Origin of the sequence: Micromonospora sp. NPDC051006 (assembly GCF_044456245.1) — a bacterium.
Taxonomy (GTDB): Bacteria; Actinomycetota; Actinomycetes; order Mycobacteriales; family Micromonosporaceae; genus Micromonospora.
This window is the reverse complement of sequence record NZ_JBITFP010000028.1, coordinates 59828-85575: the sequence shown is the minus strand read 5'-3', so window position 1 is coordinate 85575 and position 25748 is coordinate 59828. Positions and strand designations below refer to the sequence as shown.

Here is a 25748-nt window from a genome sequence, read left to right as displayed (position 1 = left end):
TCTGCGCCCGCTCCCCGGACGACAACCGTCTCCCCGACATGAACCCTCATCCTCACGAAGATCCACCCCGTTGCAACAACCCCTTGAACCCAAGCCACTGTGACACCGCCGTTTCGCCGACCTGGAGTCGATCGAGGGCTTGTCAGGCGGCGGGCGGCGGCGCGAAGACGCCGACGTGGTTGCCGGCCGGGTCGAGCAGGTGGGCGAGGGTGAGCCCGTTGCCGTTCGTCTTCACCGGCACCAGCACCTTGCCGCCGGCCGCCTCGGCCCGCTGGCAGGTCTGCGCGACGTCGGCGACCTGCACGTAGAAGATCGCGTAGTTCGGCCCGACTCCACCGGTGTCACGGATCGCCCCACCGATGCCCTCCCCGGCGCCACCCTCGGTCGTCCGGTACGACGCGCCGCCGGCGCCCTCCTCGGTGAAGCTCCAACCGAACAGGTCGCCGTAGAACCGCTGGGCCTCGTCGGGCTGCTCGGTGCCGACCTCGAACCAGGTGACGGCGTTGCTGATGGTCATGTCTGGCCTCCCGTTCCGCGCGCCGGCCGGTCGGCCGGCGCCGTCGGGAACCACTCTCGCGACCGTCCGCGACAACCCCCTGTCGGTGTTTCCGAACCGATCTGTGCGCGCCGGCCCGCCGGTGGCGTCGGTCAGATCAGGCTGAGCTGGCGGACGCGTTCCTGCGGGATGTCCAGGCAGTCGGCGTCCAGCTCCCGCTCGGGTACCCGCTCGGCCAGCGAGGTCACCGCGCGGATCCGGTCGGTGCGAAAGGCGCGGACGCCGCCGCGCAGCCGGCACCAGGCCAGCAGGTACCAGTGTCGGGGGTTGCCGAGATAGCCCAACGGCTCCACGTCGCGCAGCGAGACGGCGCCGTCGCGGTCGGCGTACCCGATGCGCAGCACCCGCCCAGCGAGCACCGCGTCGGCGACGGTGGCCGGGACGGGCGCCACCGGCCCGTCGCCGATCAGGTGCACCCGGCTGGCGAGCCGGTGCGCGTCGGCGACGTCGGCGGGCGACATCACGGCGACCAGCTTGCGCAGCGCGGCGCCGGCGGCCGCGGCGAACGGGGTGCCCCGCAGCCGGTGCAGGGCCACCGCCATCGCCACCGCCTCGCCGGCGGTGAGGTTGACCGGCGGCAGGGTGCGGACGCGGTCGAGCACATAGCCGCCGGTACGGCCCGGCTCGGCCCAGATCGGCACGCCGGATTCCTGGAGCGCACCGATGTCGCGCTCGATGGTGCGGCTGCTCACCTCGAAGCGGGCGGCCAGCCAGCGAGCGCTACGTGGGCGCGGCGACACCGCGCGCAGCTCCTCGACCAGGGCGTAGAGGCGGTCGGTGCGGTTCACCCCCGGAACCTACGTCCCCGGTACGACGCAACCGGCCAGCCTCCGCGGCGCCCGCCGGCTCAGGCGACGCGGGCCGGCTCAGGCGGTGCCGGCCCGGCTCAGGCGATGCGGGCCGGCTCAGGCGATGCGGGCCGGCTCAGGCGATGCAGGCGCAGACGATCAGCGCGGCGCCGAAGTGGGTCGCGGCGCTGACCCGGGCCGCCGGGTGCGGCTCGTCGGAGCAGATGATCTCGCCCAGCCGGCCCGGGGTGAGCAGGTCCAGCACGAAGAAGGCCAGCGCCATGATGCCCAACCCGACCAGCCCGAAGATCACCGTCGAGGCCAGGCCCTTGCCGAAGTCGCTGTAGCTGGTCAGGATCGCGGTGAACACGATGCCGGCGATGCCGAGCTGGTTGGCGGCGAGCAGCAGCCCCGCGTTGCTGTTGCGCCGCACCCAGATCAGGTCGCGCAGCCGGCCGGGGGTCAGCAGGTCCACCAGCAGGAATCCGGCCGCCATCAGGCCGACGCCGACGACCCCGAACACCACGCTCTGCCAGGCCCCGCTGAACAGATCCTCCAGCACCGACTGCCTCCCGACCTCCTACGCCCGGCGGGGGTGCCGGCGGCGTTGGTGATCGAGACGATAGCGGCAGCGCGCCACCGCCGGCAGCCCCGTGCGCCGCCGGCGGTGGGGCCGGCGCTACAGGGACAGGTAGCGCTGCCGCTCGTACGGGGTGACCTCGCGGCGGTACTGCTCCCACTCGGCCCGCTTGTTGCGCAGGAAGAAGTCGAAGACGTGCTCGCCCAGCACCTCGGCGACCAGCTCCGAGTTGGCCATCACGTCGATCGCCTCGGACAGGTTCTCCGGCAGCGCCTCGTACCCCATCGCCCGCCGCTCGGCGCTGGTCAGCGACCAGACGTCGTCCTCTGCCCCCGGCGGCAGCTCGTAGCCCTCCTCGATGCCCTTGAGGCCGGCGCCGAGCAGCACCGCGAAGGCCAGGTAGGGGTTGGTCGCCGAGTCCAGCGAACGGACCTCGACCCGGGCCGAGTTCGGCTTGCCGTACGCCGGCACCCGGACCAGCGCGGACCGGTTGAGGTGCCCCCAGCAGACGTACGCCGGGCTCTCGGTGATCCGGTCCGGCAACGCCAGCGGGAAGAGCCGCTTGTACGAGTTGACCCACTGGTTGGTGACCGCGGTGTATTCCCGGGCGTGCACCAGCAGACCGGCGATGAACGCTCGGGCCACCTTGGAGAGCTTCATCGGGTCGCCGCCGTCGTGGAAGGCGTTGCGCTCCCCCTCGAAGAGCGACAGGTGGGTGTGCATGCCGCTGCCGGGCTGGTCGGTGAAGGGCTTCGGCATGAAGGTGGCCTGCACCCCGGTGGAGAGCGCCACCTCCTTGACCACGTGCCGGAAGGTCATGATGTTGTCGGCGGTGGTCAGCGCGTCGGCGTAGCGCAGGTCGATCTCCTGCTGCCCTGGTGCCACCTCGTGGTGGCTGAACTCCACCGAGATGCCGATCCGCTCCAGCGCCAGCACCGCCTGCCGGCGGAAGTCCCGGGCCACCGCGTGGGTGGTGTGCTCGAAGTAGCCGCCGGTGTCGACCGGGGTGGGCAGCGAGCCGTCCTGCGGGCCGTTCTCCAGCAGGAAGAACTCGATCTCCGGGTGGGTGTAGAAGGTGAAGCCCTTGTCGGCCGCCTTGGAGAGCATCCGGCGCAGCACGTGCCGGGGGTCCGCCCAGGACGGCCCGCCGTCGGGGAGCAGGATGTCGCAGAACATCCGGGCGCTCTCGCCGCTGACCCCACCCTCGAACGGGAAGACCTGGAAGGTGGTCGGGTCGGGCATGGCCACCATGTCGGACTCGAAGACGCGGGCGAAGCCCTCGATGGCCGAGCCGTCGAAGCCGATGCCCTCCTCGAAGGCCGCCTCCAGCTCGGCGGGCGCCACCGAGACGCTCTTCAGCGTGCCGAGCACGTCGGTGAACCACAGCCGGACGAACCGGATGTCCCGCTCTTCCAGCGTACGGAGGACGAACTCCTGCTGACGGTCCACTTCCACCCCTCGCGACACTCTTGTCCGCCTCCGGCGGGGCCGGTGCGGCCTGACGAACCAGTCTTCACGTGCCTGGTTACGCCGACGTTACGCGACCCACCCGGACCCGTCCTGCGGTGTCCCGCCGCCCCAGGTCCCGGCGGTGACCGGCGGGTGGCCGGCGTCTCCGACCGCCGACCGTGTCGCCCCCAGCGGGCTGGGGCAAGATGAGGACATGCCCACCCTGCGTATCGCCCTGTCACAGGTCAACCCGACCGTCGGCGACCTCGCCGGCAACGCGCAGCTTGTCCGCAGCTGGACCCGCCGGGCCGCCGACGCGGGCGCCCAGCTGGTCGCCTTCCCCGAGATGATGCTGACCGGGTACCCGGTTGAGGACCTGGTCTTCCGCCGGTCCTTCGTGGCGGCGTCCCGGGCGGCGCTGGACCGGCTCGCCGCGGACCTCGCGGCCGACGGGCTGGGTGACCTGCCGGTGGTGGTCGGCTACCTTGACGCGGACGGCCCGCCGCAGGTCAGCTCGGACGCCGAGCCGGGCCGCGGGGCGCGCAACGCCGCCGCCGTACTGCATTCCGGCACGGTGGCCGCCACCTACTTCAAGCACCACCTGCCCAACTACGGCGTCTTCGACGAGGACCGCTACTTCCTGCCCGGCGACATGCTCACCGTGGTGCGGATCGGTGGGGTGGACGTCGCACTGACCATCTGCGAGGACCTGTGGCAGGCCGGCGGCCCGTTCGCCGCCGCCCGGCAGGCCGGGGTCGGCCTGGTCGTCAACATCAACGGCTCGCCGTACGAGCTGAACAAGGACGACATCCGGCTGCCGCTGGTCCGGCGCCGGGCCGCCGAGGCGGGCGCCGCCATCGCGTACGTCAACATGATCGGCGGCCAGGACGAGCTGGTCTTCGAGGGCGACTCGATGATCGTCGCGGCGGACGGCGAGCTGCTCACCCGCGCCCCGCAGTTCGTCGAGCACCTGCTCGTCCACGACGTGGAGCTGCCCGCGGCGGGGGAGCCGGTTGCCGACGGCACCCAGATCGCCGATCGAATGCGGGTGGTCCGGGCGACGGTGGGCGAGAGCCTGCCGACGCCGGCCGGCCCGACGGCCGTGGGCGGGCTGATCGAGCCGGTCGCCGACGAGGCCGAGGTCTGGCAGGCGCTGGTGCTGGGCCTGCGCGACTACGTCAACAAGAACCACTTCCCGTCGGTGGTGCTCGGCCTCTCCGGGGGCATCGACTCGGCCGTGGTGGCCGCGCTGGCCGTGGACGCGCTCGGGCCCGACCGGGTGGTCGGGGTGTCGCTGCCCAGCCAGCACTCCTCCGAGCACTCCCGGGAGGACGCGGCCGACCTGGCCAAGCGGACCGGCCTGGACTTCCGCATCGAGCCGATCCAGCCGATGGTGGACACCTTCCTGGCCAACATGTCGCTCTCCGGGCTCGCGGTGGAGAACCTCCAGGCCCGGGTACGCGGCGTGATCCTGATGGCGCTGTCCAACCAGGAAGGCCACCTGGTGCTGACCACCGGCAACAAGAGCGAGCTGGCGGTCGGCTACTCGACGCTGTACGGCGACTCGGTGGGCGGGTTCAACCCGGTCAAGGACGTCTGGAAGACGTTGATCTGGCGGCTGGCCAAGTGGCGCAACGCGGACGCCGCCCGGCGCGGCGAGACCGCGCCGATCCCGGAGAGCTCGATCGGCAAGCCGCCGAGCGCCGAGCTGAGCCCGGGGCAGCTCGACAGCGACACGCTCCCCGACTACGACGTGCTCGATCCGATCCTGATCGGCTACGTCGACGGCGACCTGGGCCGGGACGGGCTGGTCGAGGCGGGGCACGACCCGGCGGTGGTCGACAAGGTGCTGCGGATGGTGGATACCGCCGAGTACAAGCGCCGGCAGTCCGCCCCGGGCGCGAAGATCTCGATGAAGGCGTTCGGCCGGGACCGGCGGCTGCCGATCACCAACCGCTGGCGCGAGGACGGCTGACCGAGCCCTTTCCTCGGCCGGGTGGGGCCGTGGCCAGCGCCGAGGTCGGGCCCTCGTCCGGAGTGAAATCCTCCACTGCGCTCTGCCGCCGCCCGGTCGTCCGGTGCGACGATCGGGCGGAACCCGGGGACCGCGCAGGCGGCCTCGAGGAAGGAGAGAGCCATGGAATCCACTCCGAGCGAGGTGACCGCCCTCTACGGCGGCCCGCCCACCCGGCGGGTGCGTACCCGTGACCTGATCGCCGCCAAGGAGCGCGGTGAGCGGTGGCCGATGCTCACGTCGTACGACCAGTACACGGCGTCGATCTTCGACCAGGCGGGCATCCCCGTGCTGCTGGTCGGCGACTCGGCGGCCAACAACGTCTTCGGCTACGAGACGACCGTCCCGGTGACCGCCGAGGAGCTGCTTCCGCTGGTACGCGCGGTGGTCCGGGCGACCCGACAGGCGCTGATCGTCGGCGACCTGCCGTTCGGGTCCTACGAGGAGGGGCCGACCCAGGCGCTGCGTACCGCCGTCCGGTTCATGAAGGAGGGCGGCTGCCACGCGGTGAAGTTGGAGGGCGGGCGCCGCTGCGCGGCCCAGATCGCCGCGATCACCGGCGCAGGCATCCCGGTGATGGCGCACATCGGCTTCACCCCGCAGAGCGAGCACGCCATCGGCGGCTACCGGGTACAGGGGCGCGGTGAGGCGGCCGACGAGGTGATCGCCGACGCCCGGGCGGTGGCCGAGGCGGGCGCCTTCGCGGTGGTGCTGGAGATGGTGCCCGGCGAGGTGGCCAAGCGGATCACCCACGAGCTGCACATCCCGACCGTGGGCATCGGCGCCGGCCCGGACACCGACGCCCAGGTCCTGGTCTGGCAGGACATGGCCGGCCTGCGTACCGGAAAGGCGCCGCGCTTCGTGAAGCGCTACGCCGACCTGTCCGGCGCCCTGACCGACGCGACCCGCCGCTTCGCCGACGAGGTACGCGGCGGCGACTTCCCCACCGCCGAACACACCTTCTAGTACGGCCACCGGCTGGTACGGCCACCGGCTGTACAGCCACCCGGCGGTCGGTCCTCGGTCGCCGGTTCGAGGACGGACGGCGGGTCCCGGCAGCCTTGTTCCCGGGACCCGCCGCCACACTCGCCCAGCGCCAACTCCGGCACCGTCAGCGCGGCCGCAGCCCGCTGGGATCCGGACTCGAACATTGGTCAACCAGGCTCCAGCTCGATCCCCGGTTCCGGCGCCGATCCCGGCAGGTCTCAGCCCCATCCCACACCCGGCGCCGACACCAGTTCCGGACCTGACTCCGGGTCGCGCTCCCTCCCCACGTCCAACTCCGGCCCGGCCCCGCCTTCGCACCCGCCCCGGAATCCAACAAAGGCCTCGAGCCTCTGCTCCATCTCCGGGCTCCGGACTCCGGCTCCGGCTCCGGCTCCGGCTCCGGCTCCGGCTCCGGCTCCGGAATTGTCGTACACCTGTTCTAATCTGGTTGGGTGATCGATGAGTTGGGGCGGGCGGAGGTGGCGACACGGCCGTGCGTGGCCGCGGCCACCTGGGCCTTGCCTGAGCAGCAGCTCATCGAGGCGCTCGACGCCGCGCACCGGCTGGAGCAGCGGCTGGCGGCGATCAAGCTGGGCCTGGTGCGCGAGCTCGACGGGCGCGGCGTCGCGGTCGCCGAGGGCGCGACGTCGACCGCGACCTGGCTGCGTGACCGGTTGCGGCTCACAGTTCCGGCCGCCCGCCGGCTGGTCGACCTAGCCGCCGCGCTCGACGACGGATCGCCGGTGGTCCGCCACGCCCTCGCCGAGGGTCGGGTCGACGCGGAGCAGGCCCGGGTGATCGCCGCGACGATGGCCACGGTCAACACGACGGCCGGCCCGCAGGCCGCCGACCAGGCGGTCGGCATCCTGCTGGAATGGGCCGATCAGTTCGACCCGTCCCTGCTGCGCAGGCTGAGCTCCCGGATCCTCGACCACGTCGCGCCCGAGATCGCCGAGGCCGCCGCGGGCAAGGCGCTCGACGCGGACACCGCCCGGGCCGCCCGCGATCGCCACCTCACCCTCTCCGACCTGCACGACGGGCGGCTACGGCTGACCGGCAGCCTCGACGCGGAGACCGCGGCGCTGCTCCGCGCCGCCATCGAACCGCTGACGGCGCCCTCCGGTCCGGACGATGGCCGCTCGCCCGGGCAACGCCGACACGACGCGCTGGGCGACGTCTGCCGGCTCGCCCTGCGCACCGGCGAGCTGCCCGAGCACGGCGGCGAGCCGGCATAGATCGTCGTCACGGCGTCCTACGACGCGCTCGCCGGCCAACTCGGGGCCGGCACACTGGACACCGGCCTGGCACTGCCCGCCGAGACCATCCGTCGACTGGCCTGCGACGCGGGCGTGCTGCCCGCCGTGCTCGGCGGCGCCGGTCAGGTGCTCGACGTGGGGCGGCAACGCCGGCTCGTCTCCGGGCCGCTGCGGCGGGCGCTGATCCTGCGCGACGGCGGCTGTGCCTTCCCCGGCTGCGACCGTCCGCCCCGCTGGTGCGAGGGCCACCACCTGCGCCACTGGTCCGACGGCGGGCGCACCAGCCTGACCAACGCCGTGCTGCTCTGCCGCCACCACCACCGCCAGGTGCACCACCACGGTTGGCAGGTCCGGCTCGCCGGCGACGGGCATCCCGAGTTCGTCCCGCCCGCCTGGCTCGACCCGCACCAGCGCCCCCGCCGCAACCGCCACCACCGGCCCGCCCACCGGCGGGACCGGCCCCAGGCCACCCGTCCGGCCGGTATCCCTCAGCGGCCCCTCGGCCGATCGCCCCGGAGAACGCCGATCCACCCCCGACCACCGTGACCGGACCACTGCCCCAGCCCTTGGCCCGGGTGGACAGTCGCTGCCGGCGCAGGCACCGCGCTGAGCGCGGGCACCGCGCCGGGCGCAGGCACCGCGCCGGGCGCAGGCAAGGGTGGACCGGCTGTCAGATCAGGGGCCGGACCGCCGCCGTCCGCCGGCCCACCGGCCCGGTTCGGACTTCACCGCGCTATGGAACACTGCGCGCCGCCCGCCGCGAATCCGACGCCGACCGACCTGCGGCCGACCCACCAGAGGGCGGGCACGTGCAGCCGTCACCGGCGCGACGGCCGGTGCCGCCCGTCCGACCCGCCAACGGGCGGGCATGTGCAGCCGTCGCTGGCGCGACGGCCGGCGGCACTCACAGGTCGGTGACGCGGATTCCGGCGTGGGCCTTGTAGCGCTTGTTGATGGCGATGAGGTTGGCGGTGAACGCCTCGATCTGGTGGGCGTTGCGCAGCCGTCCGGCGTAGATGCCTCGCATGCCCGGGATCTGGGCGGCGAGCGCGGCGACCACCCCCACCAGTTCCCGGTCCTCGGTGCAGATCAGCACGTCCAGGTCGATCCGGTCGATCTGCGGATCGGCGAGCAGCGGCGCGCTGACGTGGTTGAACGCCGCGCACACCCGGGAGTCGGGCAACAGAGCGGCGGCCTGCTGCACCGCACTGCCTTCGGGAACCGCGAGGGCGTACGGGCCCTGCTTGTCGAAGCCGAGCGGGTTGACGCAGTCCACGACGATCTTGCCGGCGAGCGGCTCGGCGAGGGCGGCCACGGTCGCGGCGTGCCCGTCCCACGGCACGGCGATGATGACCACGTCGCTGCGCCGGGCGACCTCGTCGTTGTCCGCGCCGGTGACGCTCGTGCCGGCCGGCACGCCGGGCAGCGCGGCGATCTCCTCGGCCGACTGAGCGGCCCGCTCGGCGGAGCGGGAGCCGATCAGCACGGTCTGACCGGCTCGGGCGAACCGGTAGGCAAGGCCCCGCCCCTGGTCACCGGTGCCGCCGATGATGCCGACGGTCAGCCCGGAAACGTCGGGCAGCGTGCTCGCGTCGTATGCCATGGGCCCATCCTCGCAAACCCGGCGGGCTGGCAGCAGCGCCCGATGATGTGACACTTCCCGCTGCCCCGACCGCGCCCCGCGGTCAACGGCACCCCGGGCCGACTCCGCGGGCGCCGGCGCGGTCAGGCCGGCTCGAAGAGTGCGGTCAGGCCCGCTCGAAGAGGGCGGTCAGGCCCGCTCGAAGAGTACGGTCCGCGCGACCGGGTCGGCGGTGACCAGGCGGACCCGGATCCGCTCGCCGAGCGGCAGTTCGCCGAGGCAGCGGGCGCGCACCGGTGGGGTGTCGAGAGCCACGGTGCCACCCGGAGGGCGGGGTCGGGACCGGCCGTTCGGCGGCGCGTCGACGTCCAGCACCGCCGCGTCGAAGGTCTCCCCCACCCGGTCGGCGAGCAGCACGGCCTCGGTGAGTTCGACCGCCCCGCGGGTGGCCGCGGAGGCCGTCCGGTCGGTGGTGGCCATGACCTCGGGCAGCCGGGGCAGCGCCGCGCGGGCCCACTCCGGCACCGGCCGGCCATCGTGCAGGGCCAGGCAGACCTCGGTCGCGTACCGGTCGGCAAGCCGGCGCAGCGGCGCCGTGACGTGGGCGTACGCCGCGGCGACCCCGCCGTGCGCCGGTTGCTCGGGCAATTCGCCGTCGAAAGCGGTGTACGCGGCGCCGCGCATCAACTCGGCCGCCTGGTCGATGAAGGCCGCCGCCCGGGGCTGCGCCGGGTCGAGCCCGGCGATCACCTCGCCGGCGCCGGCGCCGTCCGGCCAGCGCACGCCCAGCGGCACGGCGGCGGCGTGCAGCCGCTGCACGGCGTCCGGCTTCGGCGGCGGCATCGTACGCAGCAGGCCGATCCGCCCGGCGAGCATGATGTCGGCGGCGGCCATCCCGGTGAGCAGGGAGATCTGAGCGTTGTGCTCTTCCAACGGCACCGGCCCGCGCAGCACCAGCCGCCAGCCGTCGCCGTCAGCCTCGACGTCCTGCTCGGGCAGCGGCAGGTTGATCGCGCCCCGGCGCAGCCCTCGGGCGGTGAGCCGGGCGCCGATCTCGGGCAGCAGGGCGATCGGCTCGGGCAGCCGGCCGGCGTCGGCGTCGGCCTGGGCCCCGGCGTAGTCCAGTTTGGCCCGGCTACGGACGAGGGCGCGTTCCAGCGCGACCGCGACGGTGCCGCCGTCGGCGTCCAGGTCGATGGTCCAGACGACCGCCGCCCGGTCGACGTCGGGCAGCAGGCTCGCCGCACCCTCGCTGAGCGTCTCCGGGTGCAGCGGCACGTTACCGTCCGGCAGGTAGACGGTCTGCCCCCGCCGCCAGGTCTCCTCCTCCAGCGCGCCGCCGGGCTGGACGTGCGCGGCCACGTCGGCGATCGCGTACCGCACCCGGTAACCGCCACCGGGACGGCGGGCGAGGTGCATCGCCTGGTCCAGGTCACGCGAGCCGGCCGGGTCGACGGTGACGAAGGGGACGTCGGTGCGGTCCGCGGCCGGGCGCGGCGGTGCCGCCGCGGCGGCGTCCGCCTCCCGCTGCGCCGCTGCCGGGAACTCCTCGGGCAGTCCCAGCTCGCGGCGGAGCGCGGCGAAATCGATGCGGGGCGCGAGCACGCGTCGGATGACCACGGGTCCATCCTGACAGTGCGGCCGGTGATCCGCCTCCATCGCCAGCCCGCCCCGCGGCCGCGACGACACTCCGGCCAGTCGATCGGCGGTGGCCATGCCCGGCCAGCCGATCGTCCAGAGCCATGCCTCGGTCAGCCGGTCGGCCACCGCCATGCCTTCGTCAGTCACGGCTCGGCGGCGCGCGAAGTGTGGCCCCGGAGGCCCGCTGGGCGCGCGGAGAGTGGCCCCGGAGGCCCGCTGGGCGCGTGAAGTGTGGCCTCGCGAGGCCCGCCAAGCGCGCGAAGTGTGCCCCCGCGGGGCCCGCCGGTCGACTGCGGCGTGCCGGGCCCGCGGGTCGGCTACCGGGCGGTGGGCCGGGTGCCGCGCGCGGTGGTGGCCCGGGTCGTGGTCGTCCTCGGCGTCGCCTTCGTGGCCGCCGTCGTCCGCTTGGTGGTCGTCTTGGCGGCGGTCTTGCGGGCCGGGGCCTTCTTCGCGGCGGTCGCGCCGGTCGTGCGGGTCGCGGCGGTCGGGCGAGCCGTGGTCGTCTTGCGGGCCGGCGCCTTCTTCGCGGCGGCCGTACGGGCCGCGCCGGTCGGGCGGGTCGTGGCGGCCGGGCGGGTGGTGGCGGCCGTCGTCCTCTTGGCGGCCGGTGCCTTCTTCGCCGGTGCCTTCTTCGCCGGTGCCCGCTTGGCCGGAGCCTTCTTCGCCGGGGCCTTCTTGGCCGCGGTGCTGGTCTTGCGCGCGGTGGCGGTGGCGGTCTTCTTCGCTGCCCCGGTGGTCTTGCGGGCCGCCGCCGTCGTCTTCTTGGCCGCCGAGGTGGTGGTGCGCTTCGCGGTGGTCGTGCTCTTCTTCGCGGCGGTGGTGGTCTTCCGGGCGGTCGAGCCGGCCTTCTTGGCGGCGGTCGAACTCTTCGCCGGCGCCTTCTTCGCGGTCGCGGTGGTCTTCCGGGCGGTGGTAGAGGCCTTGGTCGCCGCCTTCTTGGCGGGGGCCTTGGCCGCGGTCGTCTTCTTCGCCGGAGCGCGCCCCGCCCCACCGGCCGCCTTCTTGGCCGGTGCCTTCGCGGCCGTGCCGGTGGCGGCCCGGCGCGCCGGGGTGGTCCGGCTGGCAGCCGTGTTCCGCTCCGCCGCGGCGGTCTTCTTCGCGGTGGTACGTCTGGCGGCCGGGCGCGTGGTGGCCTTCGTTGCTTCGGCCATCTCGGTTCCCTCCTTGGGGACGTGCTCTCGCGTGTCTCCACGCGGAGCACTGAGTACCTCGACACGGGCCGTCCCGCGCCGTCTACCTGTCCTCCCCGGCCCAACGGGCGTCCTCGGCATCCCACGCTTCGTTGCGCTCCTGCACCCGCTGCAGTGCGTTCTCCGCGTCGGCGGCCGAGGCGTACGGGCCGAGGACGTGCTTCGCCGGACACACGTCGGCGTCGGTCTCGACCCGGTGGTGTCGGGTGCACCAGTAGTACTGCCCACCACGTCCGCTGTCGCTCATGGGATCACTGTGCACCGCGAGCCACCCGACCGCTACCGGAACACCGCAAGTCGCCGCTGCTCTCCACAGTAGATCCGGTCTCGCCGAGTTGGGTCGAAATCCGGCAAATAGGGCAGCGAAGAAAATCCAGGACCCGCCCGCCGGGTCGGCTGAACGGAGGGTTCCGGTGCGCGTCGGCGGTGGGCAGGATCGGGCTCCATGATCATCACCACGTCGACCGCCGGCCGCTGCCCGACCTGTGGCGCCGCCACGGTGTCGGTGGACGACGCCGAGCCCTGGTGCGCCGGGTGCGAGTGGAACCTCGACGCGTACGACCGGCAGCGGCGGGCGCCCGAGTTCGGGTGGGCATGGGTGGACCGGTGGAGCCACCGTCTCGGGTACCGGCTGACCCGACGCCAGTTCACCCACCTGGCCGGTCGTCCGCTCGGCACGGGCGGACGCAGCGCCGCCGCCATGGTGACCGCGGGCGTCTCCGTGCTGCTGATCGGCGCGGTGCTGGCGCTGGCGGTCACCGGGGTCTGGCTGATCGTGGCGTTCCCGTTCCCCAACGTCGCCGTCCTCCTCGGCGTCGCGCTGCTGGGACTGGCCGTCGCGCTGCGGCCCCGGTTCGGCCGGCTCGACCCGGAGCTGGAGGTGCTCTCCGCCGACCGGGCGCCCGAGCTGTTCGCGCTGGTTGACGAGGTGGCCGCCGCGATCGGCACACCGCGCCCGCAGGTCATCGGCGTCAACGGCGACCTCAACGCGTACGCCACGGCGGTCGGCCTGCGTCGGCGTCGGGTGCTCTGCCTCGGGCTGCCCTGGTGGGGCGCGCTGAGCCCGCCGGAACGGGTCGCGTTGCTCGGGCACGAACTCGGCCACTTCGGCAACGGCGACCCGCGCCGGATGGTGCTCACCCAACCCGCATTCACCATGCTCGGCTCTGCCGCCGACCTGGTCCGGCCGGTGGACACCGTCGCCGGCGGCGGCATCATCGAGATGATCGGTGAGGCGCTCGGCAAGGCGTTCCAGTGGATGCTGTCCCGGCTGCTCTTCGGCGTACACCTGGTGTTGGTCGCGGTGGCGCTGCGGGACAGCCAGCGCGCCGAGTACCTGGCCGACGAGATGTCGGCCCGCGTCGCGGGCATCGACGCGGCAACCAGCCTGCTGGACACCGCGCTCGGGCACGAGTCGGTGGCTCTGGCCGTACGTCGGGAGATGCGGGCCGGGCACGGACCGGGGCGGTGGCGCAGCGCGGTGGCGGAGTCCCGGGCGGCGGCGGGCGGCCGACTGTCGCTGCTGCGCCAGCTGTCGGTCCGGGAGGAGTCCTCGCTCTTCTCGTCGCATCCGCCGTCCGGGTTGCGCCGCCGGATGCTCGCGGAGCGACCCCGGCACGACCCGCTGGTGGTGCTCACCGAGGAGCGGGCGGCGCGCATCGACGCCGAGTTGGCCAAGGAGTACGAGCAGATTCGCCGGGCCGTCGCCTGGTCGGGCTGAGCCGGACCGGCCGACGTGCACGGCTGACCGGGACGGATCCGCGGCGGCGGTGGCGGTTGCGGTTATGGTCTGCCGATGGGCGTACCGGACTACATCCTGCGGATGCGCAAGCACGTCGGCCACGACCTGCTCTGGCTGCCGAGCGTCAGCGCCGTGGTCCGCAACGAGGCCGGCGAGCTGCTGCTCGGCAAGCGGTCCGACGACGGGCGCTGGTCGGTGGTCAGCGGCTTCGTCGAGCCGGGCGAGCAGCCGGCCACCGCCGTCGTGCGCGAGGTGCAGGAGGAGACCGGGCTGGACGTCGAGCCGGTCCGGCTCGCCAGCGTCGTGTCGCACCCGCACACCTACCCCAACGGCGACCGCTGCGAGTACCTGAACCTCGGCTTCCAGTGCCGACTGCTCGGCGGTACGGCCCGGGTCAACGACGACGAGTCCGAGGCGGTGCAGTGGTTCCCGCCGGACCGGCTGCCGGAACTCGACGCGCACGCCCGGCTGGTCATCGCGCAGGCGCTCGGCGCCGCGGATCGCGCCTGGTATCTGCCCGCCGGCACGGTCTGGGACGACCGGGACGGGCCTCGGTAGGCCCGCCCGGTCCCACGTCGCCTAGCGGTAGCCGGCGAAGCGACGGCGGCGGCGCCGGGCTCAGGCGGGAACCCGCTCCACCGGGATCCACAGCTCCGCGTCCGCCTGGGTGCCGTCCGCCGAGAGCCGGGTCCGGGAGATCTCCGGCCCGGGCCGGCTGCGGTACGGGTTGGACGGGAACCACTGGGTGAAGACGTCCCGCCAGAGGTACTGCACCGCCTGCGGAAACGCGCCGGAGGTCTCGAAGACGGCCCAGGCGCCGGCCGGCACCTCGAGCGCGTCCATGTCCCCCGGCGCGTCCGCGCCGGTGACCACGCCGTGCCAGTAGTCCAGCTCGCTGCCCTCGGCGCGGTCGCCGGCGAGGTTGTCGCTGACGTTCACCACGCCCGCCGGTTCCTGGTCGGAGAGCGCCTCCATCCGCTCGACGGTCTCCCGCTCGATGCCCTTGATGAACGCGACGATGGCCGGGTTCATCCCCTCGTGCACGAGCGGCACCCGGGCCCTGCGGCCCACCAGCCGGAACCCGTCCTTCTGCACGATCCGGTATCGCATGCTGCTGCTCCCTTCGACGGTGAGGCGGAAGGACATCCGGGGCTGGGCGCTCAGCGCGGCTCCGGTTCGCCGGGCCTCGCCCGGGCCGACCCCGTGCACGGCCTGGAACGCCCGGGCGAACGCCTCGGCGGAGCCGTAGCCGTAGCGCACCGCGATGGCGAGCAACGTCTCCTCACCGGCGAGCACCGCGGCCGCCGCGACGGTGAGCCGCCGACGCCGGACGTACTCCGACAGCGGCAGGCCCGCCAGCGCGGAGAAGAGCCGGCGGAAGTGGTACTCCGACGTCGTCGCGATCCGGGCCAGCTCGGCCACCTCGATTGGCTGGTCGAGGTGCTCCTCGAGGTACGCCATCGCCTGGTTGAGTCGCTCCAGCACCCGGGCCTCCTTCCCTTGTCCACCGCGACGCTAGGCGGGACCGGGATGGCCGGACCCGACTATCGGTGCCCGATGCGGTCGGGTGGCACCACCCCCAGGCCGCCGGCCGGGGGCGTCCTGCGTGGCCTACGGCCAGGTCTTCGCACCGGCGTCGAAGACCTCCGGCGTGCTCTCCACCGGCAGCACGCAGAGCAGGTGCCCGCCGGGCGCCCGCAGGATCCGGCACTCCTGCCATCGGGCGACCTCGGTGGCGCCGAGGGCGAGCAGCCGAGCCGTCTCGGCCGGCACGTCGTCGGTCTCGATGTCGACGTGGAACCGGGGCGCGTCGTCGACCACCTGGACGGCGGCGACCAGCCCGGGCAGCGCGCCGTGCAGGCTGATGAACTGTGGCTCCGGTGCGTACGGCTCGGCGGTGGCGCCGAGCGCGGCGGACCAGAAGGCCACCGCCTGGTCCGCCTCCGCGCGGGGAGTGTCGATCAGCAGGGCGTACATGCGGCTTCGATGCATGCGCGGCAGGATATCGAGCCGCGTCCCGACCGGCATGGCACGCCGACGGCCGTATCCCGCCCGGGCCCGTGGGTCGCCTACCGCGGGCGGACCCGCTCGGCCAGGAACTCCTCCCAGGTCCGCTTGCCCGCCGTGGCCCCCGCGCGGGCCAGGTTCTCGCCGGCCCGGTAGGCGCGGCCGGCCTGGCCCGGCAGCCGGATCGGCATCATCAGCCGGCGGCTGCCGCGCGCCGCCAGGTAGCCGCGGAGCAGCTCGGCCATCCCGTACACCCGGGGCCCGGCCAGGTCGGGCACCAGCCCGGCCGGCCCGCCCAGCGTCAGCTCCACCAGCCGCGACGCCACGTCCCGGGCGTCCACCGGCTCGAACCGCAGCCCGCCCGGCACCGGCACCACCGGCAGCTTCGCCATCTTCTCCGCCACGGTCAGGACCAGGTCGTGGAACTGGGCGGCGCGCAGCGTCGTCCAGGGCACGTCGGAGTCGGCCACCGCCCGTTCCGCGGCCAGCTTCGAACGGAGCCAGCCCACCGGGAGCCGGTCCGCTCCGATCACCGAGATGTGCACCAGGTGCCGCACTCCGGCCCGGGACGCGGCCCGCACCAGGTTGCGGGCCGCGTCGTCGTCGCCCTTGGGGCCACCAGCCAGGTGTACGACGGTCCGCGCCCCGGCCACCGCGGCCTCGATTCCCTGGTCGGCCCGCAGGTCACCGGTCAGGTACTCGACGTCGGCGGTTGCCCGCCCAATCCCGGGGCGGTGCCGGCTGAGTACCCGCACCTCGCAGCCAGCCCCGGTCAGCAGCGGCACGACGAGGCGTCCGAGCGTGCCGGTGCCGCCGGTGACCAGTACGGGTGAGGTCATGATGAACTCCGTTCCGCCTTCCGGGAGTCGATCTCCCGGTCACATCGGCCCGCAGCCGCGGGTCTACTGAGTTGACCCCCCGCGACGAACGGATGTGACCGGTGAACGAGAGCGACTGGCTGACGGAGCGGTTCGAGGAGCACCGGTCCCGGCTGCGCGCGGTGGCCTACCGGATGCTCGGCTCGGTCGCCGAGGCCGACGACGCCGTGCAGGAGGCGTGGCTGCGGGTCAGCCGCGCGGAGACCGGCGACGTGGTGAACCTGGGCGCCTGGCTGACCACCGTGACCGCCCGGGTCTGCCTCAACGTGCTGCGTTCCCGGGAACATCGGCGCGAGGAGCCGCTGGACGTACGGGTGCCGGACCCGATCGTCAGCCCGGAGTCCGGGGTCGACCCCGAACAGGAGGCGCTGCTCGCCGACTCGGTCGGGCTGGCGCTGCTGGTGGTGCTCGAAACGCTGACACCGGCCGAGCGGCTCGCGTTCGTGCTGCACGACATGTTCGCCGTGCCGTTCGAGGAGATCGCCCCGATGGTCGCCCGGTCGCCCGCCGCGGCCCGCCAACTCGCCAGCCGCGCCCGTCGCCGCGTGCAGGGGCAGGCGCCCGTCCCGGACCCCGACCTGACCCGGCAACGCGACGTCGTCGACGCGTTCTTCGCCGCCTCCCGGCACGGCGACTTCGACGCGCTGGTCGCCGTGCTCCACCCCGACGTGGTGCTCCGGGCCGACGGCGGCGCCGGGCACGCGCGGCAGACCGTCACCATTCACGGCGCGCGGCAGGTCGCCGCGCAGGCGGTCATGTTCACCCGGCTGGCGCCGTTCGTCCGGCCGGCGCTCGTCAACGGGGCGGCCGGCGTCGTGGTCACCGCGAACGGCCGGCCGCTCTCCATCATGGGTTTCACCGTGGCCGACGGACAGGTCGTCGCCATCGACGTCCTGTCCGACCCGGAGCGGCTACGCCAACTCGACCTCAGCGTCCTCGACGCCGCGACCGACGGCGCGCCCTGACAGCCGACGGCGGGCCGAGCAACCCGTCGCCTCGTTCCGTGTCACCGCCGCCGGCCTGGGCCAGGCGGGGCGGTGCTCAGCTGGGCAGTTCCCGCCAGCCGGAACTGCCCCCGCGCCAGGCCCCCGCGACGATGCTGGCCGAGCTACGGCTCTGGCACTCCAGCACCTCGGAACGGCCCTGCGCGCCACCGATCTGCGCCTGCACTTCCCAGCGCTGACCATCGGTACGGATGTAGACGTCACGACGCCCTCGGGCCGTTGCGTCCCCATTCCACCAGTGCTCCTCGACGATCACATCGCGACCGTAGCAGGAGGCAGCGGTGCGACCGAGAGCGTGGCCCGTGACAGATTCATCTCGAATGGCGGTGGCACCGTCGGCTGGACGAGTCGCGCCCGTTCGCGCCGGCCGGTCTGTGGTGGTCGGTCCCAAAAGCCGCCGACCGAGCCGCCCACGGTTTTCGGGTGCCGGTAACCGAATTGGCGGTTTTCGCGGAGCTAGCCGAACGTGAGGACGTACGCCTCGGCGCCGGGCTCGAGGAACGTGATCTCCAGGGTCCGTTCGTGCACCGCGTCGTGCTGGCGCACCAGCTGGTACAGGCGGCCCTCCCGGAGCAGGCCGCTCCCGCTCTCGTCGACGTCGACGCCGTGTGACGGGCCCGGTGCCGCGCCGTCGAGGAGCACGCGGAACGGGATCGGCGCTCGCGCTCCGGGAGACAGCACCAGATGCGCGTCGCGCGCGTGGAACCGGTAGGCGATGCTCCCACCGGCCTGGTCGAGCACGACCTTCTCAGACCCGACCGTCCACTCGCCGGCGAGGGCCCATTGGTTCAGGCGCAGGCTCTCGGGGAGCTGGTAGGCGCGGCGTTCGTCGAACGCGGCGCCGTCCGGCGACGCGAAGTGCTCGCCGCGTTGATGGCCAAGGTACGTCTCTGGCGTACGCAGGTGGCCCCAGTCGGCCTCCGCCTCCACGCCGAGCCCTTCGGCGCCGACGAGTTCCCGCTCGACGCCGAGCATCCGCTGCAGGACGCGCTCCGACTGCTCGTAGCGTCCTTCGCCGAAATGCTGGTCACGGATGACGCCGTCCGCGTCGACGAAGTAGAGCGCCGGCCAGTAGTGGTTGTCGAAGGCGCTCCAGATCTCGTAGTCGCTGTCGACCGCGACGGGGTAGTCGATCCCTCGCGCGGTGACCGCCTGTCGCACCCGGTCGATCTCCTGCTCGAACGAGAACTCCGGCGTGTGGACCCCGATGACGACCAATCCGTCGCTTCGATAGGCCTGCGACCACTCACGGACGTACGGCTCCTGGCGCAGCCAGTTGATGCACGTCAGCGTCCAGAAGTTCACGAGGACCACGCGGCCGCGCAGCTCGGCGGGGCCGAGTGGCTCGGAGTTGAACCACCCGGTCGCCCCGCCGAGCGAGGGCATGCGCGGACCTTCGGACCCGGTCATCTAGCGGAGCGACCGGAAGCCGGCCCGAATCTCCTCGGTAAGGAGTTGCGGCTGTTCCCAGGCCGCGAAGTGCCCGCCCTTGTCGAGCTTGTTGTAGTGGATGAGGTTGGGATACGCCTGCTCCGCCCAGCTCTTCGGGGCCTGGTAGAGCTCGTCAGGAAAGACGCTGACGGCAACGGGGAGGGATGGGGACACCCCCTTGGCGGCGAAGAAGGAGAGCTTGTTCTCCGCGTACAGACGCGACGCGGACACCCCCGTGTTCGTCAGCCAGAAGAGCGTGATGTTGTCTAGAACATCGTCTCGTGTAAGGCCTTCGGACTGTCCGGCGAAGACCCGGGAGATCAGCGCCAGGCTGGCCGCGTCATGATCAAGCAGGAAAGTCGCGAGACCGATGGGCGAATCCGCGAGCCCGGCGAGCGTCTGCGGGCGCGTCGCCATCATGAGGCCGTAGCCGACGTGCTTCCAGACGAAGTCCAGCTGCTCGGACGCACGCTTTTCGTCGGCTGAGAGATTGGCTGGCAGCTTGCCGAGTGCGTTGTTCGCCCCGGTGATGTCGGATTGGAACAGCGCGTCGATTTCGGGTGGAAAGACACCGGGCATGTTGACGTGAATGCCGACCAGTTCCGGCGGCGCCTGCACACCCATCATATCCGTGACGATCGCGCCCCAGTCGCCGCCTTGCGCCACGAATCGCGTGTATCCGAGGCGCTTCATCAGCTCGATCCACGCACTCGCGATGCGTTCGGGGCCCCAGCCCGGCTGGGTCGGCTTGCCGGAGAAGCCGTAGCCCGGCAGCGACGGAATCACCAGATGGAAAGCGTCCGACGCGCTCGCGCCGTGTGCCGTGGGATTGGTGAGCGGATCGACAATCTTCAGCTGCTCGATGATCGAGCCCGGCCAACCGTGTGTGACGATGAGCGGCAACGCGTCCTCATGCTTCGAGCGGACGTGGATGAAATGGATGTCCAGCCCGTCGATCGTGGTAATGAACTGCGGTACGGCGTTCAGCCTCGCCTCGACCTTGCGCCAGTCGTACTCTTTCTCCCAGTAGCGGGCGAGTGCCTGGCTCGTCGCGAGCGGCACACCCTGCGACTGATCTGCGACGGTCTCCTTGTCCGGCCAGCGCGTGGCCGCGATCCGTGCACGCAGCGCCTTGAGTTCCGCCTCGGGGATTTCCACCGTGAACGGCCGGATCTCTGTCGTTCTGGGTCGCGCTTCCGTCTTGACAGCCATGCGTGCCTTCCTCTCCGCTCGGGTGCAACTGGAAGGTGCCATTTCCTGCAGGCGCGTCGTGAAGGCACGGACTTACGTGCCAGTTCGACATGGGCACGCCGCCGCCATATGTGGCTTGGCACGCGTTACCCCGTCATCGCGGCGATATTCCCCGCGGCCTCGGGAGACGGACCAATAGAGAAAGGCCAGCCACCCGGTGGGCGGGCGGCTGGCCTGGTGGGCGACGGACGAGTCAACCTGTACGCCGGATTTTGTGCGCGGCGCGTGCCCCGAGGGGCTCGCGCCGGCGGCGGCCATCCATCTCGGCCTGCCGTTGCCGACAGGCTCCAGCGGCCTACCCGCGGACATCGGACGGGCCGTCCTCAAGCGTCCGCGCGGGCCGTCATCTTGCGGTGACGACCCTTTCTTGGCCTTGCTCCGGGTGGGGTTTACCGAGCCACCCCGGTCACCCGGGGTGCTGGTGGGCTCTTACCCCACCGTTTCACCCTTACCGTCCCCGATGGGGGCGGCGGTTTGTTTTCTGTGGCACTGTCCCGCGGGTCACCCCGGGTTGCCGTTAGCAACCACCCTGCCCTGTGGAGTCCGGACGTTCCTCGGCGGCGGGCCGGAGCCCGCCGACGCGACCGCCCGGTCGACTCGTCCGTCGCGCTCTTCATCCTAACGACGCCGGCCGCGCGGCTATTGCCACCCCGCGGCACAAGATCGCGACGGGTGGGCGGACGACCGCCACCGCCGGGAAGCCGGCGCGTCGGCCAGGTACTAGCCTCGGGAGATCATGGATCTCTCCCACGCCGCGCTGCTGCTCGCCGCCGGTCTCGCCGCGGGCACGATGAACGCGGTTGCCGGCGGCGGGTCGCTGATCACCTTCCCGGCGATGATCGCGGTCGGGTTGCCGCCGGTGCCGGCCAACGTCAGCAACTCGGTGGCCGTCTTCCCCGGATACGTGGCCAGCGTGGCGGGGAGCCGGGCGGACCTGCCGCCCGGGCGTACGCTCGCCACGCTGCTGCCCACCACCGTGCTCGGCACCATCGCCGGGGCGCTGCTGCTGCTCGCCACCCCGGCCCGCGCCTTCGAGGTGGTCGTGCCGTTCCTGGTGCTCGGCGCGACCGCGGTGCTGGCCTTCCAGGATCCGCTGCGCCGGCTGGTCGGTCACCCGCGTGACCTGTCTCCGCGCCGCCGTACGGTCAGCGTGCAGGCCATGGCCGGGCTCGGCGCGGTGTACGGCGGCTACTTCGGCGCGGCGCTCGGGGTGATGCTGGTCGCCGGCCTCGCCCTGGTGCTGGACGCCACCCTGGCCCGGGTGAGCGCGATCAAGAACCTGCTCTCCGCGACGGTGGGGCTGACCACGCTGGTGGTCTTCGCCCTCTTCGGGCCGGTGAACTGGGCCGCCGTCGCGGTGGTCGCCCCGGCGACGCTGCTCGGCGGGTACGTCGGGGCCCGGCTGGTGCGTCGGCTGCCCCCGGTGGTGCTCAAGACCGTGATCGTGGTCTTCGGCACGGTGATCGGCCTCTACCTGCTCTCCCGCGCGCTCGGCTGAGCCGAGCCCGGCGAGCACCCGGCGACCCGAGCGCCGGAGACCCCGACCGGACGACGTGCCGCCCCGTCGCGGGATGCGGCGGGGCGGCACGGGCGGGGGACGGTGGTTCAGTACGCCTCGCCGACCGGCTCCTCCGGCGCGCGCTCGGCCTCCGTGGCGGCCCGGTTCCACCGCGACCAGAGCACCCGCTCGCCGTAGCCGGCGGCCATCAGGTGCGCGGAGGCGAGGTAGACCAGCACGCCGACGGCGAGCACCCCGAAGCCGACCCAGAACGGCAGCGCCAGCGAGTGCTCGGCGAGCTTGCCGGAGATGATCGGCGCCGGCGCGGCGGCACCCCAGCGGACCAGGTTGAACGCGCCGGTGGCCACCCGCCGGTCGGTGGAGCCGAGCCCGAGCGCCAGGTCGGTGAGGTTCGCGTTGGCCAGGCCCATGCAGAGCCCGGCGAGGACGAGCACGACCAGCGCCTCGGCGGTGCCGGTCGAGGTGGCGAAGAGCGCCATGCAGACCAGCAGCCCGGCGATGGCGACGCCGACGGTCTGCACCGCGCCGATCCGGTGGGCGAGTCGGTGCCCGATCACCAGGATGCCGGCGGCGAGGCCGAGGCCCCACGCGGTGAACGCCAGCCCCAGCGGCACCACGTCGAGGTGCAGGAAGAGCGGGGTGTAGCCGAGCACCACGAAGAAGACGAAGTTGTACGCCGCGGTCACCACGCAGAGCGCGACGAAGGCCGGCCTGCGGTAGGTGGCGAAGATCTGGCCCACCCGGACCGGCGCCTGCCGGTTGGCCGGCTCGCGCAATTTGCGGGACGCCACCGCGAGGGCGAGGACCATGAACACGCCGCAGACGAAGAACGGCAGCCGCCAGCTCACGTGGCCGAGCAGGCCGCCGATCAGCGGGCCCACCGCGAAGCCCAGGCCGAGCGCGGTCTCGAAGAGCCCGACCACCCACTCCCGGTCGACGGCCAGGTTGACCAGCACCACCATGGCGGTGGCGAAGAACATCGCGTTGCCGAGTCCCCACACGCCGCGCAGCACCGAGAGTTGGACGATGTTGTCGCTGAACGAGGCGAGGATGGCGGCCAGGCCGACGACGGAGACCCCGGTGATCAGCACCGGTTTGAAGCCGAACCGGCCACTGGCGAGGGTCGCCGGGATCATGCCGAGCGCCATGACCGCGATGTACGCGGTGAAGAGCAGCTCGACCTGCCAGGCGGTCACTCCGATCGCCTCGCCGATGGCGGGCAGGATCGGGTCGACGACGGCGATGCCGGCGATGGCGAGGAAGGCCACCAGCGTGGTGGCGTAGATGGCACTGCGGTTCGGTTCGGAACGCCGATCCACTCCGCCTCCCAAGTAGCTGCATGTTACAGGTATATACCTTGTATCATACAGCTATGAACGACGACTCCTCCACGGACGCCGACGAGACCGCGGAGACCACCCTGGGCCGGATCGAGACCGAGGTGGCCATGCTGATGCGACTCGGCGAGGCCACCCGGCGGCGCACCGGCACCGCCGAGCACCGGGTTCTCGACCGCGCGGCGTACGTGATCCTGCGCCACCTCGCCGACGCCGGCCCGCAGAACGTCTCGGCGCTCGCCGCCCGGCTGAACCTGGACGGCTCGACGGTGACGCGGCAGGTCTCGGCGATGCAGCGCGACGGGCTGATCGTGCGGGAGCCCGACCCGCGCGACGGGCGGGGCATGGTGGTCTCCCCCACCCCGACCGGGCTGCAACGGATGGCGGCCGTGCAGGCCGCCCGCACCCGGCTCTACGGCGACATGCTGGCCGAATGGGCGCCGGAGGACCGGGACACCCTCGCCGCGCTGCTGCACCGACTCAACCGGGCCCTGAGTTCCCGCGCCCGCCAACGCTGACGGCCCGACGACCACTCGTGACCGCGGCCGGCCCGACGGGCGCGGTCCGGCGCCCGGACAGCCGACGGCCCCCGGGCCATGAACCCGGGGGCCGTTGGTGCGTTCCGCTCAGGCCACCGGCTCGGGGGCGGCGTCGGCGTCGCGGCGGTCGCCCACCGTGACCCGCGGGTCGCCCTCGTCGGCGAAGTAGTCGTCCGGCTCGGTGCCGTCGACGCCGTCGCCCACCTTGCCGGCCCGCAGCACCAGCGTGACCAGCGCCGCGACCGCAAGGTTGACCAGCACCGCCACGATCCCGACGTAGATCGTCTTCGGGGTGTCGAAGCCGAACTTCTCCAGGGGGAACGCCGAGCCGCCGAAGTGCTGCCGGGTCGGGCTGGAGATCTGGTAGAGCATCCACATGCCCAGGCCCATGCCGGCCGCCCAGCCCGCGATGAGCGCGCCGCGGTGGAACCAGCGGGTGTAGAGGCCCAGCGCCACCGCCGGCAGCGTCTGGAGGATGATCACGCCGCCGATCAGCTGGAGGTCGATGGAGAACTGCGGGTCGAGGAAGACGATGCAGGCCACCGCACCGACCTTGACCACCAGCGAGGTGATCTTCGAGACGTTCGCCTCCTGCGCCGGGCTGGCGTCCCGCTTCAGGTACTCCTTGTAGATGTTGCGGGTGAACAGGTTCGCCGCCGCGATCGACATGATCGCCGCGGGCACCAGCGCCCCGATGCCGATGGCCGCGTAGGCGACACCGGCGAACCAGTCCGGGAACTGCTGGTCGAACAGGACCGGCACCACCGTGTTGCTGTCGACCGTGCCCTCCTTCGACCCGGGCAGCGGCGTCACCCCGGCGGCGATGGCCATGAAGCCGAGCAGCGCGATCAGGCCGAGCAGCAGGCTGTACGCCGGCAGCGCGGACATGTTCCGCTTGATCACGTCGCGGTTCTTGCTGGCCAGCACACCGGTGAGGCTGTGCGGGTAGAGGAAGAGCGCCAGCGCCGAGCCGAACGCCAGCGTGACGTACTGGAGCTGGTTGTTCGCGTTGAGCAGGACGCCGTCGTTCGGGTTCGGTGACGCGTCGAACTTGGCGTCCGCCGCGGCGAAGATGTCGCCCCAGCCGCCCAGCTTGTACGGCAGGTAGAAGACCGCCACCAGGATCACGATGTAGATCAGTGAGTCCTTGACGAACGCGATGAGCGCCGGCGCGCGCAGCCCGGACTGGTAGGTGTACGCCGCCAGGATGGCGAACGCGATGATGATCGGCAGGTGCCGGGCGAGAGTGCTCTCGCCGGTCACCCCCATGGTCTTGAGCACCGCCTCGATGCCGACCAGTTGCAGCGCGATGTAGGGCATCGTGGCGACGATGCCGGTGATCGCGATCAGCAGCGCCAGCACCGGCGAGTCGAACCGCTTCCGGACGAAGTCGGCCGGGGTGACGAAGCCGTGCCGGTGCGAGACCGACCAGAGCCGGACCAGCACCAGGAAGACCAGCGGGTAGATCACGATGGTGTACGGCACGGCGAAGAAGCCGGCCGCGCCCGCGCCGAACATCAGCGCCGGCACCGCCACGAAGGTGTACGCGGTGTAGAGGTCACCACCGACCAGGAACCAGGTGATCCAGCCGCCGAAGCTGCGGCCGCCCAGACCCCACTCGTCGAGGTGCGCCATGTCCTTCGGCGCCCGCCACCGGGCGGCCACGAAGCCCATCGCGCTGACCAGCAGGAAGAGCAGCGAGAAGACGATGATCTCGGTGAGGTGGTCGCGCCACATCAGCGGTCACCCCGCTTCTTCGTCAGCTGGTACACGACGGTCGTGGTGGTCACGCCGAGGATGATGAAGGCCAGCTGGAGCCAGTAGAACCGCGGAAAGCCGAACAGGCGGGGCGAGTCCGCGTTGAAGAACGCCGGGACCAGCGGCACCACGATCGGGATGAAGAGCAACCAGTTCCAGGGGCTGTGGTCCTTCGCCCTGGACGACGCCTTGGGTGGCGCCTCCGGTTCGGGTGCAGCCATCTGACACACCTCCGGGAAG

Annotated in this window: 24 protein-coding genes, 1 other RNA gene and 1 pseudogene; 8 read left to right on the top strand and 18 right to left on the bottom strand. The window is 72.6% G+C overall.

Translation table 11 applies throughout. From position 1 onward, the window contains the following. Window positions 1-142: 142 nt before the first annotated feature. The 4 genes from ACIBBA_RS29765 to glnA form a co-directional block, all read right to left on the bottom strand. A complete protein-coding gene (locus ACIBBA_RS29765; protein ID WP_396701616.1) occupies window positions 143-517 on the bottom strand; it encodes a VOC family protein in 375 nt (124 codons plus the stop codon). A 131-nt stretch (window positions 518-648) separates the two neighbouring features. Further along, the gene (locus ACIBBA_RS29760; RefSeq protein ID WP_396701614.1) at window positions 649-1344 is read right to left on the bottom strand and encodes a helix-turn-helix transcriptional regulator; all 696 of its coding nucleotides are present in this window, start codon (window positions 1342-1344) and stop codon (window positions 649-651) included. Between the two features lie 136 nt (window positions 1345-1480). Next, window positions 1481-1906, bottom strand: a complete 426-nt coding sequence (locus ACIBBA_RS29755; protein ID WP_350874196.1) for a DUF350 domain-containing protein — start codon at window positions 1904-1906, stop codon at window positions 1481-1483. Window positions 1907-2023: 117 nt separating this feature from the next. After that, window positions 2024-3373: a type I glutamate--ammonia ligase gene (glnA, locus tag ACIBBA_RS29750; protein WP_350874195.1), complete on the bottom strand. Its 1350-nt coding sequence runs from the start codon at window positions 3371-3373 to the stop codon at window positions 2024-2026. A gap of 214 nt (window positions 3374-3587) precedes the next feature. Here glnA and ACIBBA_RS29745 point away from each other — a divergent pair, with 214 nt between their 5' ends. The 3 genes and pseudogenes from ACIBBA_RS29745 to ACIBBA_RS29735 form a co-directional block, all read left to right on the top strand. Continuing rightward, window positions 3588-5348: an NAD+ synthase gene (locus ACIBBA_RS29745; RefSeq protein ID WP_396701611.1), complete on the top strand. Its 1761-nt coding sequence runs from the start codon at window positions 3588-3590 to the stop codon at window positions 5346-5348. A 162-nt stretch (window positions 5349-5510) separates the two neighbouring features. Continuing rightward, on the top strand, window positions 5511-6353 hold the full coding sequence (panB, locus tag ACIBBA_RS29740; RefSeq protein ID WP_396701609.1) for a 3-methyl-2-oxobutanoate hydroxymethyltransferase: 843 nt from the start codon (window positions 5511-5513) through the stop codon (window positions 6351-6353). A 473-nt stretch (window positions 6354-6826) separates the two neighbouring features. Beyond that, window positions 6827-8068, top strand: a pseudogene (locus tag ACIBBA_RS29735) (DUF222 domain-containing protein); the annotation flags it as partial. 466 nt (window positions 8069-8534) lie between these two features. On the opposite strand, the gene npdG reads toward ACIBBA_RS29735, so the two are convergent. The 4 genes from npdG to ACIBBA_RS29715 all read right to left on the bottom strand — a co-directional run bounded on the left by npdG (window position 8535) and on the right by ACIBBA_RS29715 (window position 12290). After that, window positions 8535-9233: an NADPH-dependent F420 reductase gene (gene npdG / locus ACIBBA_RS29730; protein ID WP_396701607.1), complete on the bottom strand. Its 699-nt coding sequence runs from the start codon at window positions 9231-9233 to the stop codon at window positions 8535-8537. A 168-nt stretch (window positions 9234-9401) separates the two neighbouring features. Continuing rightward, window positions 9402-10832: an RNB domain-containing ribonuclease gene (locus ACIBBA_RS29725; RefSeq protein WP_396701628.1), complete on the bottom strand. Its 1431-nt coding sequence runs from the start codon at window positions 10830-10832 to the stop codon at window positions 9402-9404. A 338-nt stretch (window positions 10833-11170) separates the two neighbouring features. Then, window positions 11171-12004 (bottom strand): histone, encoded by an 834-nt coding sequence (locus tag ACIBBA_RS29720; RefSeq protein ID WP_396701605.1) that lies wholly within the window; start codon window positions 12002-12004, stop codon window positions 11171-11173. 82 nt (window positions 12005-12086) lie between these two features. Further along, window positions 12087-12290 carry a hypothetical protein gene (locus ACIBBA_RS29715; protein WP_396701603.1) on the bottom strand — a complete coding sequence of 68 codons (204 nt, stop codon included), beginning with the start codon at window positions 12288-12290 and terminating at the stop codon, window positions 12087-12089. Between the two features lie 198 nt (window positions 12291-12488). Between ACIBBA_RS29715 and ACIBBA_RS29710 the strand changes: the two genes are divergently transcribed. Then, window positions 12489-13763 (top strand): M48 family metallopeptidase, encoded by a 1275-nt coding sequence (locus ACIBBA_RS29710; protein WP_396701602.1) that lies wholly within the window; start codon window positions 12489-12491, stop codon window positions 13761-13763. A 75-nt stretch (window positions 13764-13838) separates the two neighbouring features. Further along, the gene (locus ACIBBA_RS29705) at window positions 13839-14342 is read left to right on the top strand and encodes an NUDIX hydrolase (protein WP_396701600.1); all 504 of its coding nucleotides are present in this window, start codon (window positions 13839-13841) and stop codon (window positions 14340-14342) included. A 60-nt stretch (window positions 14343-14402) separates the two neighbouring features. Here ACIBBA_RS29705 and ACIBBA_RS29700 read toward each other — a convergent pair whose 3' ends face one another. From ACIBBA_RS29700 to ACIBBA_RS29690, 3 genes are all read right to left on the bottom strand, one after another. Next, complete coding sequence (locus ACIBBA_RS29700) at window positions 14403-15269, bottom strand: GyrI-like domain-containing protein (protein ID WP_396701598.1); 867 nt, start codon at window positions 15267-15269, stop codon at window positions 14403-14405. A 126-nt stretch (window positions 15270-15395) separates the two neighbouring features. Next, complete coding sequence (locus ACIBBA_RS29695) at window positions 15396-15776, bottom strand: VOC family protein (protein ID WP_350874184.1); 381 nt, start codon at window positions 15774-15776, stop codon at window positions 15396-15398. A 77-nt stretch (window positions 15777-15853) separates the two neighbouring features. After that, window positions 15854-16630 carry an SDR family oxidoreductase gene (locus tag ACIBBA_RS29690; protein ID WP_396701596.1) on the bottom strand — a complete coding sequence of 259 codons (777 nt, stop codon included), beginning with the start codon at window positions 16628-16630 and terminating at the stop codon, window positions 15854-15856. Window positions 16631-16731: 101 nt separating this feature from the next. Here ACIBBA_RS29690 and sigJ point away from each other — a divergent pair, with 101 nt between their 5' ends. Beyond that, a complete protein-coding gene (gene sigJ / locus ACIBBA_RS29685) occupies window positions 16732-17634 on the top strand; it encodes an RNA polymerase sigma factor SigJ (RefSeq protein ID WP_396701594.1) in 903 nt (300 codons plus the stop codon). Window positions 17635-17710: 76 nt separating this feature from the next. On the opposite strand, the gene ACIBBA_RS29680 is transcribed toward sigJ, so the two are convergent. From ACIBBA_RS29680 to rnpB, 4 genes are all read right to left on the bottom strand, one after another. Beyond that, a complete protein-coding gene (locus ACIBBA_RS29680; RefSeq protein ID WP_396701592.1) occupies window positions 17711-17929 on the bottom strand; it encodes a hypothetical protein in 219 nt (72 codons plus the stop codon). A gap of 200 nt (window positions 17930-18129) precedes the next feature. Further along, entirely contained in the window at window positions 18130-19059 is a 930-nt protein-coding gene (locus ACIBBA_RS29675; RefSeq protein ID WP_396701591.1) for a redoxin family protein, read from the bottom strand. 24 nt (window positions 19060-19083) lie between these two features. Continuing rightward, a complete protein-coding gene (locus ACIBBA_RS29670; protein ID WP_396701590.1) occupies window positions 19084-20316 on the bottom strand; it encodes an epoxide hydrolase family protein in 1233 nt (410 codons plus the stop codon). 224 nt (window positions 20317-20540) lie between these two features. Next, an RNA gene (gene rnpB / locus ACIBBA_RS29665) (RNase P RNA component class A) lies at window positions 20541-20955 on the bottom strand. Between the two features lie 136 nt (window positions 20956-21091). Here rnpB and ACIBBA_RS29660 point away from each other — a divergent pair. Continuing rightward, window positions 21092-21853 (top strand): sulfite exporter TauE/SafE family protein, encoded by a 762-nt coding sequence (locus tag ACIBBA_RS29660; RefSeq protein ID WP_396701588.1) that lies wholly within the window; start codon window positions 21092-21094, stop codon window positions 21851-21853. Between the two features lie 107 nt (window positions 21854-21960). On the opposite strand, the gene ACIBBA_RS29655 is transcribed toward ACIBBA_RS29660, so the two are convergent. Further along, window positions 21961-23193, bottom strand: a complete 1233-nt coding sequence (locus ACIBBA_RS29655) for an MFS transporter (RefSeq protein WP_396701587.1) — start codon at window positions 23191-23193, stop codon at window positions 21961-21963. A 53-nt stretch (window positions 23194-23246) separates the two neighbouring features. On the opposite strand from ACIBBA_RS29655, the gene ACIBBA_RS29650 reads away from it, so the two are divergent. Continuing rightward, window positions 23247-23729: a MarR family winged helix-turn-helix transcriptional regulator gene (locus ACIBBA_RS29650; RefSeq protein ID WP_396701585.1), complete on the top strand. Its 483-nt coding sequence runs from the start codon at window positions 23247-23249 to the stop codon at window positions 23727-23729. 108 nt (window positions 23730-23837) lie between these two features. Here the strand turns inward: ACIBBA_RS29650 and mctP are convergent, their stop codons facing one another. After that, entirely contained in the window at window positions 23838-25487 is a 1650-nt protein-coding gene (mctP, locus tag ACIBBA_RS29645) for a monocarboxylate uptake permease MctP (protein ID WP_350874177.1), read from the bottom strand. Beyond that, a complete protein-coding gene (locus tag ACIBBA_RS29640) occupies window positions 25487-25729 on the bottom strand; it encodes a DUF3311 domain-containing protein (RefSeq protein WP_281572902.1) in 243 nt (80 codons plus the stop codon). Before ACIBBA_RS29640 ends, mctP begins: the two co-directional genes overlap by 1 nt. Window positions 25730-25748 lie beyond the last annotated feature (19 nt).